Consider the following 12791-nt stretch of genomic DNA (forward strand, 5'->3'; position numbering starts at 1 on the left):
CGAGACGGGGCTGGTGGGACCGGCCGACGACGGGGGAGCCCCGGCCGAGCCGGGCGAGGCCCCGCCGGGGGAGCCGGGCGGCTCGGCGGGCCTGCCGCCGGCCCTGGCGTCCGCGCGCGAGGCGTTCGTCGCGCACCTGCGCCACGAGCGCGGCGCCTCCGGCCACACGGTCCGCGCCTACTCCGCTGACATCGCCGCGCTGCTCGAGCACGCCCGGCGCATGGGCCGGACATCCGTGCCTGAGCTCGACCTGCCCGTGCTGCGCAGCTGGCTGGCTCGTCAGCGCGCCTCCGGGTGCGCGCGGTCGACGCTGGCCCGGCGGGCCGCCGCTGCTCGGACGTTCACGGCCTGGGCGGCCCGTGCCGGCCTCGCCGAGGCCGACGCCGGCGCGCTGCTCGCCAGCCCCAAGGCGCGGCGACCGCTCCCGACGGTCCTCCGCCGGGACGAGGCAGCGGCGGTGCTCGACTCGGCGGCCGCGCTCGCGGCCGACGGCGAGCCGCTCCCCCTGCGCAACGCCGCCCTGCTCGAGGTGCTCTACGCCTCGGGGATCCGAGTGGCAGAGCTCTGCGGCCTCGACACCGACGACGTCGACGAGAGCCGGCGGCTGCTGCGGGTGGTCGGCAAGGGCGACAAGGAGCGCCGCGTACCCGTCGGCCTGCCCGCGGTGCGCGCGGTGCGCGCGTGGCTGCAGGAGGGCCGCCCTGCGCTGCGCACGCCGTTCAGCGGACCCGCGCTCTTCCTGGGCGCGCGCGGCGGCCGGCTCGACGTGCGGACCGCCCGGCGGGTGGTCCACGAGCGGCTCGCGGCGACCCCCGGAGCTCCCGACCTCGCCCCCCACGGGCTGCGCCACACGGCGGCCACGCACCTGCTCGAGGGAGGTGCTGACCTACGCAGCGTCCAGGAGCTGCTCGGTCACGCTAGTCTCGGCACGACACAGGTCTACACGCATGTGTCGGTAGAAAGGCTGAAGGCCACCTATGAGCGAGCTCACCCCCGAGCGTGAGGCGGACGCGCCCCACGGCGGTGTGGCAGTAGAGGAGGCGGGACCCCAGGTGGCCGACGACACGTCGGCTTCGAGCCCTGCGGCCTCGCCGGCCCCGGGCGACGAGGCCCTGCAGGCGCTGTGGACCGAGTTCAAGCAGACCGGTGACACGCACGTGCGCGAGCGCCTGATCCTGCACTACTCGCCGCTGGTCAAGTACGTCGCCGGCCGCGTCGGCGTCGGCCTGCCGCCCAACATCGAGCAGGCCGACCTCGTCTCCTACGGCATCTTCGGCCTGATGGACGCCATCGAGAAGTTCGACCTCGAGCGCGGCTTCAAGTTCGAGACCTACGCGATCAACCGTATCCGCGGCGCCATCATCGACGAGCTGCGCGCCATCGACTGGATCCCGCGCTCGGTGCGCTACAAGGCCCGCGAGGTCGAGAAGGCCTACGCGGCGCTGGAGTCGCGCCTGCACCGCTCGCCCAGCGAGGCCGAGGTGGCGCAGGAGATGGGCATCAAGCTCGAGGAGCTGCACCAGGTCTTCAACCAGGTGTCGTTCGTCAACGTCGTGGCGCTCGACGAGCTGATCAGCGTCGGCGGGGAGAAGGGCGACAAGCTCTCGCTCGTCGACACCCTCGAGGACACCCGGGTCGAGGACCCGGTGATGGCCTTCGAGGGCCAGGAGACCAAGCAGCTGCTCGCCGGCGCGATCAACCTGCTGCCCGAGCGCGAGAAGATCGTCGTGACGCTCTACTACTACGAGGGCCTCACGCTCGCCGAGATCGGGCAGGTGCTCGGCGTCACCGAGAGCCGCATCTGCCAGATGCACACCAAGGCGGTCCTGCAGCTGCGCAGCCGGCTGGCCGAGGCGCACGACGACTGAGGAGGGTCGCCGGTCCCGGGGCGTCAGCGACGGCGGAGCAGCAGCAGCGCCGCTGCCCCGGTGACCGCGCCCGCCGCGAGCCCGCCGGTGCGCGGGACGCCACCGGTCGGCGGGCGCCGCGGCGCAGCACGTGCCAGTAGGCCTGAGCCCTCTGCCGGTGTGCCGGAGCCGCGCGCCGGTGAGCCGGAGCCTGGTGCCGCTGCGCCGCCCCGCAGTGGTGCTCCGGTCACAGGGCCGTCGAGCGGCAGCAGCCGCGGCGGGCCGGCCGCGCCGAGCAGCAGCAGCGGGTCGAGGTAGGTCGCGCCCCGCAGCAGTCCCCAGTGCAGGCAGGCGGCGGGGGAGCAGTGGCCGGCCGCAGCCGCCACGACGCCGAGCACCTGCCCGGCCGACACGACCGCGCCGGAGCGCACACCCGCCGCGGGCACGACCGGCTCGTAGGTGGTGCGCAGCGCCCCGTGGCCGACGCTGACCACGCCGCGCCCGCCGACCGGGCCGGCGAAGAGGACGACGCCGGATCCGGCGGCCAGCACCTGCTCGCCGGGCCCGGCCGCCAGGTCGACGCCGCGGTGCCCGGGCAGCCACGGCTGAGCCGGTGCGTCGAACGGTCGGACCACCTCGAGCGGCCCGGTCAGCGGTGCGCGCCAGGCCGGCGCCGCCCGCGCGGGACGGGCCTCCCACCCGGCCGCGGCCCACAGCGCCGCCAGCAGCAGGCCGAGGAGCAGCAGGGGGGCACGGGGGTGCGGGAGACGGGGCACGCGTCCGAGGATCGGCGAGCAGGGGCGGCCGGCGACAGGCGTACGCCGCCGGCTGTGGACGGCCGGGCGCGGCGACCGGTCGGGCTGTGGACGGCCGCCGGCCGCTCCGGACGGGCGGCTGGCGATCTCGCGCTAGACTTGCCGTGCGGCTCGCTCCGGCGGGCCGACTTCGCACGCCCGCAAGTCCGCACCCCGGCACCGCCCGGACGGACGATCCCGGTCGCGCCACCTCGGTCCCTGCGCCACGAGCCTGCTCGTGCACGGGGCGGAGACGCGGCCCGCGGGCGTCAGGCGCGTCCGTGCACCCGCACGGCGCGGACAACCGAGGGGGCTCCGCCGCTGGGCGGGGCCGGAGGAGGAGCGCCGGCCATGGCCGTCGTATCTATGAGGCAGCTGCTCGACAGCGGGGTGCACTTCGGGCACCAGACGCGCCGCTGGAACCCGAAGATGAAGCGCTTCATCTTCACCGAGCGCAACGGCATCTACATCATCGACCTGCAGCAGTCGCTGGGCTACATCGACCGCGCCTACGACTTCATCAAGGAGACCGTCGCCCACGGCGGCACGATCCTGTTCATCGGCACCAAGAAGCAGGCGCAGGAGGCGATCGCCGAGCAGGCGACCCGCGTCGGCATGCCCTACGTCAACCAGCGCTGGCTGGGCGGCATGCTCACCAACTTCCAGACCGTGCACAAGCGCCTCCAGCGCCTCAAGGAGCTCGAGCAGCTCGACTTCGACGACGTGCCGGGCTCCGGCATGACGAAGAAGGAGCTCCTCGTCCTCCAGCGCGAGAAGGAGAAGCTCGAGAAGACCCTCGGCGGCATCCGCGACATGTCGCGCGTGCCGAGCGCGGTCTGGATCGTCGACACCAAGAAGGAGCACATCGGTGTCGGCGAGGCCCGCAAGCTGGGCATCCCGGTCGTCGCGATCCTCGACACCAACTGCGACCCCGACGAGGTCGACTACAAGATCCCCGGCAACGACGACGCGATCCGCTCGGTGGGCCTGCTCACCCGCGTGGTCGCCGACGCCGTGGCCGAGGGCCTGATGGCCCGCTCCGGCGCCCGCACGGGCACCGAGGAGCAGCCGGGCGGCGGCGAGCCGCTCGCCGAGTGGGAGGCCCAGCTGCTCGCGCAGTCCGAGGCCCCGGTCGCTGACGCGCCCGCCGCCGAGGCGCCCGCTGCCGACGCGCCCGTCGCCGAGGTCGTCTCCGCCGACGCGCCCGTCGCCGAGGCCCCCGTCGCGGAGGCCCCCGCCGCGGAGGCCCCCGTCGCGGAGGCCCCCGCGGCCGAGACGCCGCTGGCCGACCAGCCCGCCGGCGACTCCGCCTGAGCGAGCGCAGCACCTGACGGCGGCCCCGGCGCCCGGGACCACCTCCCGGGCACCGGGGCCGCCGCCCACCACCTTCGACGAGCGAGGAGCAACACCGATATGGCCACTATCAGCGCTGCGGACGTCAAGCGGCTCCGCGAGCTGACCGGCGCCGGGATGATGGACTGCAAGCGGGCGCTCGAGGAGGCCGAGGGCGACTTCGACCAGGCCGTCGAGATCCTGCGGGTCAAGATGGGCGCCAAGGTCGACAAGAAGGCCGGCGAGCGCACCGCCGCCAACGGCATCGTCGCGGCCGCCGAGGGCGCGATCGTCGAGCTGCGCTGCGAGACCGACTTCGTGGCCAAGAACGAGCAGTTCCAGCAGCTCGCGAGCGACATCGTCGCCCACGTCGCCAAGACGGGCGTCAGCGACCCGGCCGCCCTGCTCGAGGAGACGCTGGCCGACGGTGCCAGCGTCGCCGAGAACCTCAAGTCGGCCTCGGCCGTCATCGGCGAGAAGCTCGAGCTCGGCGCCGTGGCCTACTTCGAGGGCCAGGTCGCCGCTTACATGCACCGCCGCAGCACCGACCTGCCGCCCCAGGTGGGCGTGCTCGTCGAGTTCGAGGGCGGTGACGTCGACGCCGCCCGCGGTGCGGCGATGCAGATCGCCGCGATGCGTCCGCTCTACGTCACCCGCGACGAGGTCCCGGCCGACCAGGTCGAGAACGAGCGCCGCATCGCCGAGGCGACCGCCCGCGAGGAGGGCAAGCCCGAGGGCGCGCTGCCCAAGATCGTCGAGGGTCGCGTCAACGGCTTCTTCAAGGACGTCGTGCTGCTCGAGCAGGCCTCCGTGCAGGACAGCAAGAAGAGCGTGAAGGCGCTCCTGGACGAGAAGGGCGTCACCGTGCGCCGCTTCGTCCGCTTCGAGGTCGGCGCCTAGCCTCCGCTCCGAAGACAGCGCCGTCCGGCTCCCCGGTCTCCCGCCTGCTGGCGGGTGCGACCGGGGAGCCGACCGGCGAGAGGGCCAGCAGACGAGAGTGGGGCCGACGCAGCAATGACCGCCGACACCAGCCGAAGCACGAGCAGCGGCACCAGCGAGGACCGGGCCGACGCGGCTCGCCAGGACCACCGCCCCGCGGGACCGCGCTACGAGCGCGTCCTGCTCAAGCTCTCTGGCGAGGTCTTCGGCGGCGAGGCCGGCTTCGGCGTCGACCCCGACGTCGTGCAGTCCATCGCCGCGCAGATCAAGGACGTCGTCGAGGCGGGCTCCCAGGTCGCCGTCGTCGTCGGCGGGGGCAACTACTTCCGCGGCGCCGAGCTCAGCCTGCGCGGCATGGACCGCGCGCGCAGCGACTACATGGGCATGCTCGGCACGGTCATGAACTGCTTGGCGCTGCAGGACTTCCTCGAGAAGCAGGGCATCGACACCCGCGTGCAGACCGCCATCACGATGGGCCAGGTCGCCGAGCCCTACATCCCGCGCCGCGCCATCCGGCACCTCGAGAAGGGCCGCGTGGTGATCTTCGGCGCCGGCGCGGGCATGCCCTACTTCTCCACCGACACCGCCGCCGCCCAGCGCGCGCTCGAGATCGGCGCGCAGGTGCTGATGATGGCCAAGGCCGTCGACGGCGTCTACGACAGCGACCCGCGGCACAACCCCGACGCCCAGCGCTACGACACGGTGAGCTACCAGGAGGTCCTGCAGAAGGGGCTCAAGGTCGCCGACGCCACCGCGTTCAGCCTGTGCATGGACAACGTGCTGCCGATCATCGTCTTCAACCTGCTCGAGCACGGCAACATCGGCCGCGTGGTGCAGGGTGAGAGGATCGGGACGCTCGTCTCGACCTGAGGCGGGCACCAGCGGCACGAACGACCAGCGACACGCCAGCCAGCGACACGCGCAGCCCGACGAAGGGGACCCCAGTGATCGACGACACCCTCCTCGAGGCCGAGGTGAAGATGGACAAGGCGCTCGAGGTCGCCAAGGACGACTTCGCGACGATCCGCACCGGGCGGGCCAACCCGGCGCTGTTCAACAAGATCGTCGTCGACTACTACGGCACCTACACGCCGGTCGCGCAGCTCGCCTCGTTCCAGACGCCCGACCCGCGCATGATCGTCATCGCCCCCTACGACAAGGGCTCGATGGGTGCGATCGAGCGCGCGATCCGCGACAGCGACCTCGGCGTCAACCCGTCGAACGACGGCACGGTCATCCGCGTCCCGCTGCCCCAGCTCAGCCAGGAAAGGCGCAAGGACTACGTCAAGGTGGCGCGCACCAAGGCCGAGGACGCCCGGGTCTCGATCCGGAGCATCCGCCGGCACGCCAAGGACGCGCTCGACCGCCTGCAGAAGGACGGCGACGCCGGCGAGGACGAGGTCACCCGTGCGGAGAAGCAGCTCGAGGCGCTGACCAAGCGCCACATCGACTCGGTCGACGACCTGCTCAAGCACAAGGAATCCGAACTGCTCGAGGTGTAGCCCCGTGCTGCCCGACGAGGGCGCGGGCCACGCCACCGGCGTGGCCGACGGCGCACCAGACGAAGCCGTGGCGCGGGTGGCCCGCCCCCGCGGCTCGCGCCGGCACGGCGCGACGCACGAGAGGTCCGAGATGCACGAGCCCGCCGGCGAGCAGCCGGGCCGCCCCCGGCGGCGCAAGCGGTCGGCGGGCCGCAACGTACCCCAGTCCATCGCCGTGGGCCTGGGTCTCGTCGCGGTCGTCCTGCTCTCGCTCTACGTCGTGAAGGCCGCGTTCGTCGGGCTCGCCTCGGTGGCGGTGCTGATCGCGCTGTGGGAGCTCGCGCACGCCTTCCGGTCCCGCCAGGTGGACGTCCCGGTCGTGCCGCTGGGCGTCGGCGGCGTCGCCATGCTGGTGGCCGCCTACGCCGAGGGCACCGGCCCGCTGCTCGGCTGCTTCCTGGCGACCTGCGCCGCCGCGCTCGTGTGGCGGGCGCGCAGCGGCCCGGCCGGGTTCGTGCGCGACGTCACGGCGGCGGTCTTCACCGCCGCCTACGTCCCCCTGCTCGCCAGCTTCGCCGTGCTGATGCTCAGCGCCCACGACGGTGCCGACCGGGTCGTGGCGTTCGTGCTCGCCGTGGTCGCCAGCGACGTCGGCGGCTTCGTCGCCGGCGTGCTGTGGGGCAGGCACCCGATGTCGCCGACGATCAGCCCGCGCAAGTCGTGGGAGGGGTTCGCCGGGTCGCTCGTCGTCGGGGCGGCCACCGGGGCGGCGTCGGTGCCGCTGCTGCTCGACGGCCCGGCCTGGGGCGGCGTGCTGCTCGGCGTGCTGGCCGTGCTCACCGCGACCGCCGGCGACCTCACCGAGTCCCTGCTCAAGCGCGACCTGGAGATCAAGGACATGGGCTCGCTGCTGCCCGGCCACGGGGGCCTCATGGACCGTCTCGACTCCCTGCTGCCGACCGCCCCGGTCGCCTACCTGGTGCTGGACCATGTCCTCAACCGCTGACACGCCCGCCGAGGGCGGCCCCGTCGAGCCCGCGCCCGGTGCCACCCGCCTGGTGCTCGCCGCGCCGCGCCGCGGGAAGCCGCCGCGCCACCTGAGCGACCTCACCCCCGAGCAGCGTCGCGCCGCCGTGGTCGAGCTCGGGCAGCCGGCCTTCCGCGCGAAGCAGCTCTCCACCCACTGGTTCTCGCGGCTGGTCGACGACACCTCGGCCATGCCCGACCTCCCGCTCGAGGCGCGCGAGGTGCTCCGCGAGGGCCTGCTCCCTCAGCTGCTCACCTCCGTGCGCCAGTGGGACACCGACGCGGGCGCGACCGTCAAGACGCTGTGGCGGCTGCACGACGGCGCGCTGGTCGAGAGCGTGCTCATGCGCTACGGCAGCCGCGCGGTCGCCGACCTGCCGGGCGCGGCCTCGAGCCTCCAGGGCCTGGGCGACGAGTCCGAGGAGGAGGGCGCGCCGCGGCGCAGCCGGGTCACGATGTGCGTCAGCAGCCAGGCCGGCTGCGGCATGGCCTGCCCGTTCTGCGCCACCGGCCAGCAGGGCCTGACCCGCAACCTGTCGACCGCCGAGATCGTCGAGCAGGTGCTCGACGGCGCCCGCATGCTGGCCCGCGACCGCGTCGCCGGCGGACCCGGCCGCGTCTCCAACGTGGTGTTCATGGGCATGGGCGAGCCGCTCGCCAACTACGCCGCGGTGCTCGGGGCCGTGCGCCGGCTGACCGACCCCGCGCCCGACGGGCTCGGCATGTCGCGCCGCGGCATCACGATCTCGACCGTGGGCCTGGCCCCGGCCATCCGCAGGCTCGCCGACGAGCAGCTGCCGGTGACGCTCGCGGTCAGCCTGCACGCGCCCGACGACGAGCTGCGCGACGAGCTGGTGCCGATCAACACCCGCTACAAGCTCGACGAGGTGCTCGACGCGGCCTGGCTCTACGCCGACCGCACCGGGCGCCGGGTGAGCATCGAGTACGCGCTGATCCGCGACATCAACGACCAGGCCTGGCGGGCCGACCTGCTCGGCCGCAAGCTCAAGGGCCACCTGGTCCACGTCAACCTCATCCCGCTCAACCCGACGCCGGGCTCGAAGTGGACCGCGTCGCGCGAGCGCGACGAGCGCGCGTTCGTGCGCGGGCTGCAGGCCCACGGCGTACCCGTCACCGTCCGCGACACCCGCGGTCGCGAGATCGAAGGGGCGTGCGGCCAGCTCGCCGCCACCGAGGCCGACCTCGTCCCGCCAGCCGGAGGAGCCTGAGATGCCGCGGCTGCACCGCGTGTCCGTGCTGCGCAAGGGCTACCGGCGCCGGGAGGTCGACGAGGCCGTCGCCCGGCTCGAGCGCGCCTTCGCCGAGCACTCGCCGCCCGCCGCCGCCGAGGTGCGCAGGATCGGCTTCGAGCTCGTACGCCGCGGCTACGAGCCGTCGGCGGTCGACCGGATGCTCGACCGCTACGAGCAGCGGTGCATCGACGCCGCGGTCGCCGGCGCACCGCCCTGGCAGGTGGGCGACGAGCTGGCCCACGACGTCGGCGAGCTGCACCACCAGCTCGACGGACCGCCGGGCGCCAGGTTCCGCCGGGTGTCGCGGCTGCGCAAGGGCTACTCGGTCGCCGAGGTCGACGCGCTGGTCGAGCGCTGCCTCGCCGGGCTGACCGGGCCGCTCGAGGGCCCGCAGGACCCCTCGGCCGACGACGTGCGGCTCTCGTCGTTCCGCCGCGCGCGCCACGGCTACGCCGAGGCCGAGGTCGACGAGGTCTTCGACCGGGTGATCGACCTGCTGCTGCGCCAGGCGGGGCTGCGCAGCGCGCTGTCCGCGCCGTTCGTGCCGCAGGTCGAGCAGACCGGCTACTGGACCGGCTTCGAGCCGCCGGTCGCCCCGGTGGACGAGCCGGAGCCGGTCAGCTCTCCGGACCAGGAGCAGCAGGGGCACCCGCAGCACCCGGAGGAGCGTCAGGAGCAGGCCGAGCAGCGGTGAGCCCGGGCGAGCCGAGCACCCGGTCGACGGCGATCTCGACGACCACCCGCTCCGGGTTCTCGCGCGGCTGCCGGTAGCGCTGGCCGTACGCCGCGACCGCGGCGGCCACTGACTCGGGGTCGCGCAGCACGCGTACGGTTCCCTCGAGCGTGAGCCAGCGCGCGCCGTCGACCGAGCAGAGCACCGCGCGTCCGCCGCGGGCGGCGTTGCGCGCCTTGGTGCTCGTGCCGCTGGTGATGACGCGGGCGACGCCGCCCGAGACCGTGAAGCCGACGGGTACGACGTGGGGCGTGCCGTCCGCGCGCATCGTCGTGAGCGTGGCGAGGTGGCGCTCGGCGACGAACTCCAGCGCCGAGCGCTCGAGCAGCCTCACAACGACTTCTCGTAGCAGCGCGAGAGTGGGTGCCCGGCCCAGTAGCCGAACCCCTCGATCGGGTCGTAGCCGCACGCCTCGTAGAGCGCCATCGCCTCCGGCTGCCGCGTGCCGGTCTCGAGGCGCAGGACCCTCAGCCCGAGCTCGCGGGCCGCGTCCTCGGCCGCCACGAGCAGCGCTCGCGCGACGCCGGTGCGCCGGGCGCCCGCCGCGACGTACATCCGCTTGAGCTCGCCGGCGCCCGGTCCGGCGGGGCAGACCGCGACGACGCCGACGGGGTCGTCGCCTCGGCGGGCCAGCAGCCAGCGCAGGGCCACGACCTGCGGACCGAGGTCGTCGTCCTCGGGGTAGCGCTCGCGCAGCTCGTCCTCGGCGGCGCGCACGAGCCCGGCCACGGCGGGATCGTCTAGCCCGGCCGCCTCGACGAGCAGGGGGTGGGGAGCGGTCTGCACGAGGGTGCACGCTACCCAGGACCGGTCCGCGGCGCGCCCCGGGCCGGGCGCCCGCGGCCGGGTGGGCGGACAATGGGCGGGTGAGCGCAGCTTCCCGGTCAGTCGTCGTCCTCGGGTCCACCGGCTCCATCGGCACCCAGGCGCTCGAGGTCGTGACCGCCGACCCGGAGCAGCGGTTCCGCGTCGTCGGGCTCGCGGCGGGCGGCGACCGCGTCGACCTGCTCGCCGAGCAGGCGCTCGCCCACCGTGTCGAGGTGGTCGCGGTCGCCCGGGCCACTGCCGCCTCCGACCTCCAGCTCGCGCTGTACGCAGCGGCGCAGCGCCGCGGCTTCAGCACCGGCGACTACGTGCTGCCGAAGATCCTGGCCGGCCCGGAGGCCGCCACGGAGGCGGCCGGGTGGCCCTGCGACGTCGTGCTCAACGGCATGACCGGCTCCGTGGGCCTCGGGCCCACGCTCGCGGCGGTCGAGGCCGGCCGGACGGTCGCCCTGGCCAACAAGGAGTCGCTGGTCGCGGGCGGCCCGCTCGTGCGCGCCGCGCTGGCACGTACGCCTGCCGCCTCCCTCGTGCCCGTCGACTCCGAGCACTCCGCCCTGGCCCAGTGCCTGCGCGGCGGCTCGGCGGGCGAGGTCCGCCGGCTGCTGCTCACGGCCTCGGGCGGGCCGTTCCGCGGCCGGTCGCGCGACGAGCTCGCGGGCGTGACGCCGGAGCAGGCCCTTGCCCACCCCACCTGGACGATGGGCCCCGTCGTCACCGTCAACTCGGCGACGCTGATGAACAAGGGGCTCGAGGTCGTCGAGGCGCACGAGCTCTTCGGCGTGCCCTACGACCGCATCGACGTCGTGGTGCACCCGCAGTCGGTCGTGCACTCCATGGTCGAGTTCACCGACGGCTCGACGCTCGCGCAGGCCAGCCCGCCCGACATGCGCCTGCCGATCGCGCTCGCGCTGGGCTGGCCCGACCGGGTCGCCGGCGCCGCGGCCGGGTGCGACTGGACGGCGGCCAGGAGCTGGACGTTCGAGCCGCTCGACGAGGCGGCGTTCCCGGCGGTCGCCCTGTGCAAGAGCGCGGGGGAGCGCGGCGGCACGGCGCCCGCCGTCCTCAACGCGGCCAACGAGGAGTGCGTCGCGGCCTTCCTCGCCGGGCGGATCCCGTTCACCGCGATCGTGGATACCGTGGAGAGGGTGCTCGGCGAGCACGACCCTGCGACGGGGGTCACCGCAGCGGCTGGGAACGCGCTGTCGGTGGCCGATGTTCTGATGGCGGAGGGCTGGGCGCGGCGCCGGGCCCACGAGGTGCTGGCCGCGACCGCGGGCGCAGCGACGAGCGACGGGAGCTAGACCGCGTGTTCTGGGTGGGCCTGGTGCTCTTCGCGCTCGGGATCTTCGTCTCGGTGTGCCTGCACGAGGCCGGTCACATGGTCACCGCCAAGGCGTTCGGCATGAAGGTGACGCAGTACTTCGCCGGCTTCGGCCCGACCGTGTGGTCCTTCCGCCGCGGCGAGACGGAGTACGGCCTCAAGGCCGTGCCCGCCGGCGGGTTCGTCAAGATTGTCGGGATGACGCCGCTCGAGCCGGTGGCCGCGCAGGACGACGACCGCGCGTTCTGGCGCTCACCGCTGTGGCAGCGCACCGTGGTGCTCTCAGCAGGGTCGATCACCCACTTCCTGCTGGCGGCGATCGTCGCGTGGATCGCGGCGGTGACCACGGGGCTGCCCAACGTGCACGGCATCGAGTCGTTCTCCGCTGCGAAGGCCGCGCCCGTGGTCTCGGTGGCCGACTGCGTACCCGCCAGTGCCACGGCCACCACCTGCACCACCAAGGACTCCCCGGCGCGGGTCGCCGGGCTGCACGACGGCGACCGGATCCTCGCGGTCGGGTCCACGCCCGTGTCGACCTACGGCGCGCTGGTCACGACGCTGCGCGCGGTCCCCGCCGGCCCGGTCGTGCTCCACGTGCAGCGCGGCGCGGAGCAGGTCGACGTGCCGATCACGCCCCAGCGCGTCACGCGCACGCTCGACGACGGGACCACCGGCACGGTGTCCGCGATCGGGGTCTTCCTCGACGCGAGCCAGGCGCCGCCGAACCTGCTCCACTACGACGCGGCGGGCGCGTTCGGCGGCACCGCTGTCTTCGGGCGCGAGGTCGTCTCGGCGACCTTCGGCGCGCTCAAGGACTTCCCGAGCCGCGTCCCGAAGCTCGTCGACGCCATCGGGGGCGGCACGCGCGACGCGGACACCCCGGTCAGCGTGCTGGGCGCCAGCCGCATCGGCGGCGAGGCCGTCGAGCGCGGCCTCACCTACATCGCGCTGACCGCGTTCGTCCAGCTCAACGTCTTCATCGGCATCTTCAACCTGTTCCCGCTGCTCCCGCTCGACGGTGGGCACATCGCGGTCGCGTGGTTCGAGCGGGTCCGCAGCGCGCTGGCCCGCCGGCTCGGCCGCCCCGACCCGGGCCGGGTCGACTACGCCAAGCTGATGCCGCTCACCTATGCCGTCATCCTGCTGTTCGGGGTCGTCACGCTGCTCACGCTGACGGCCGACATCGTCAACCCCATCCGCCTGAGCTAGCCGTCCTACCAGGGAGCGAACAGCCGTGTCA

The 12791-nt window shown here is 74.2% G+C and carries 14 protein-coding genes; 11 read left to right on the forward strand and 3 right to left on the reverse strand.

Going from position 1 to position 12791, the window contains the following annotated elements:
* The first annotated feature begins 91 nt into the window (after positions 1–91).
* Positions 92–1003, forward strand: coding sequence for a tyrosine recombinase XerC (locus CLV35_RS05105; protein ID WP_407938192.1), 912 nt, complete (start codon positions 92–94; stop codon positions 1001–1003).
* A 49-nt stretch (positions 1004–1052) separates the two neighbouring features.
* On the forward strand, positions 1053–1868 hold the full coding sequence (whiG, locus tag CLV35_RS05110) for an RNA polymerase sigma factor WhiG (RefSeq protein ID WP_231121512.1): 816 nt from the start codon (positions 1053–1055) through the stop codon (positions 1866–1868).
* Between the two features lie 23 nt (positions 1869–1891).
* On the opposite strand, the gene CLV35_RS05115 is transcribed toward whiG, so the two are convergent.
* On the reverse strand, positions 1892–2623 hold the full coding sequence (locus CLV35_RS05115) for a M23 family metallopeptidase (protein WP_231121513.1): 732 nt from the start codon (positions 2621–2623) through the stop codon (positions 1892–1894).
* 369 nt (positions 2624–2992) lie between these two features.
* Here CLV35_RS05115 and rpsB point away from each other — a divergent pair, with 369 nt between their 5' ends.
* The 7 genes from rpsB to CLV35_RS05150 all read left to right on the forward strand — a co-directional run bounded on the left by rpsB (position 2993) and on the right by CLV35_RS05150 (position 9366).
* Positions 2993–3955, forward strand: a complete 963-nt coding sequence (rpsB, locus tag CLV35_RS05120) for a 30S ribosomal protein S2 (RefSeq protein WP_121192414.1) — start codon at positions 2993–2995, stop codon at positions 3953–3955.
* 99 nt (positions 3956–4054) lie between these two features.
* The gene (tsf, locus tag CLV35_RS05125) at positions 4055–4873 is read left to right on the forward strand and encodes a translation elongation factor Ts (protein WP_121192415.1); all 819 of its coding nucleotides are present in this window, start codon (positions 4055–4057) and stop codon (positions 4871–4873) included.
* 114 nt (positions 4874–4987) lie between these two features.
* Positions 4988–5782, forward strand: a complete 795-nt coding sequence (gene pyrH, locus CLV35_RS05130; RefSeq protein ID WP_121192416.1) for a UMP kinase — start codon at positions 4988–4990, stop codon at positions 5780–5782.
* Positions 5783–5856: 74 nt separating this feature from the next.
* On the forward strand, positions 5857–6414 hold the full coding sequence (frr, locus tag CLV35_RS05135; RefSeq protein ID WP_121192417.1) for a ribosome recycling factor: 558 nt from the start codon (positions 5857–5859) through the stop codon (positions 6412–6414).
* A gap of 130 nt (positions 6415–6544) precedes the next feature.
* Positions 6545–7399 carry a phosphatidate cytidylyltransferase gene (locus tag CLV35_RS05140; RefSeq protein WP_121192945.1) on the forward strand — a complete coding sequence of 285 codons (855 nt, stop codon included), beginning with the start codon at positions 6545–6547 and terminating at the stop codon, positions 7397–7399.
* The gene (gene rlmN / locus CLV35_RS05145; RefSeq protein WP_121192418.1) at positions 7383–8648 is read left to right on the forward strand and encodes a 23S rRNA (adenine(2503)-C(2))-methyltransferase RlmN; all 1266 of its coding nucleotides are present in this window, start codon (positions 7383–7385) and stop codon (positions 8646–8648) included. Before CLV35_RS05140 ends, rlmN begins: the two co-directional genes overlap by 17 nt.
* A 1-nt stretch (position 8649) precedes the next feature.
* Complete coding sequence (locus CLV35_RS05150) at positions 8650–9366, forward strand: hypothetical protein (protein WP_121192419.1); 717 nt, start codon at positions 8650–8652, stop codon at positions 9364–9366.
* On the opposite strand, the gene CLV35_RS05155 is transcribed toward CLV35_RS05150, so the two are convergent.
* Both CLV35_RS05155 and CLV35_RS05160 read right to left on the reverse strand, forming a co-directional pair.
* The gene (locus CLV35_RS05155) at positions 9290–9739 is read right to left on the reverse strand and encodes a PPOX class F420-dependent oxidoreductase (protein WP_269203885.1); all 450 of its coding nucleotides are present in this window, start codon (positions 9737–9739) and stop codon (positions 9290–9292) included. The two genes, CLV35_RS05150 and CLV35_RS05155, sit on opposite strands and share 77 nt — an antisense overlap.
* Entirely contained in the window at positions 9736–10191 is a 456-nt protein-coding gene (locus CLV35_RS05160; RefSeq protein WP_231121515.1) for a GNAT family N-acetyltransferase, read from the reverse strand. Before CLV35_RS05160 ends, CLV35_RS05155 begins: the two co-directional genes overlap by 4 nt.
* Before the next feature lie 80 nt (positions 10192–10271).
* On the opposite strand from CLV35_RS05160, the gene dxr reads away from it, so the two are divergent.
* On the forward strand, positions 10272–11531 hold the full coding sequence (gene dxr, locus CLV35_RS05165; RefSeq protein ID WP_121192420.1) for a 1-deoxy-D-xylulose-5-phosphate reductoisomerase: 1260 nt from the start codon (positions 10272–10274) through the stop codon (positions 11529–11531).
* Positions 11532–11536: 5 nt separating this feature from the next.
* Positions 11537–12760 (forward strand): M50 family metallopeptidase, encoded by a 1224-nt coding sequence (locus tag CLV35_RS05170; RefSeq protein WP_121192421.1) that lies wholly within the window; start codon positions 11537–11539, stop codon positions 12758–12760.
* The last annotated feature ends 31 nt before the right edge of the window (positions 12761–12791 follow it).

The sequence above is a fragment of the Motilibacter peucedani genome (genome assembly GCF_003634695.1).
Classification (GTDB): Bacteria; Actinomycetota; Actinomycetes; order Motilibacterales; family Motilibacteraceae; genus Motilibacter; species Motilibacter peucedani.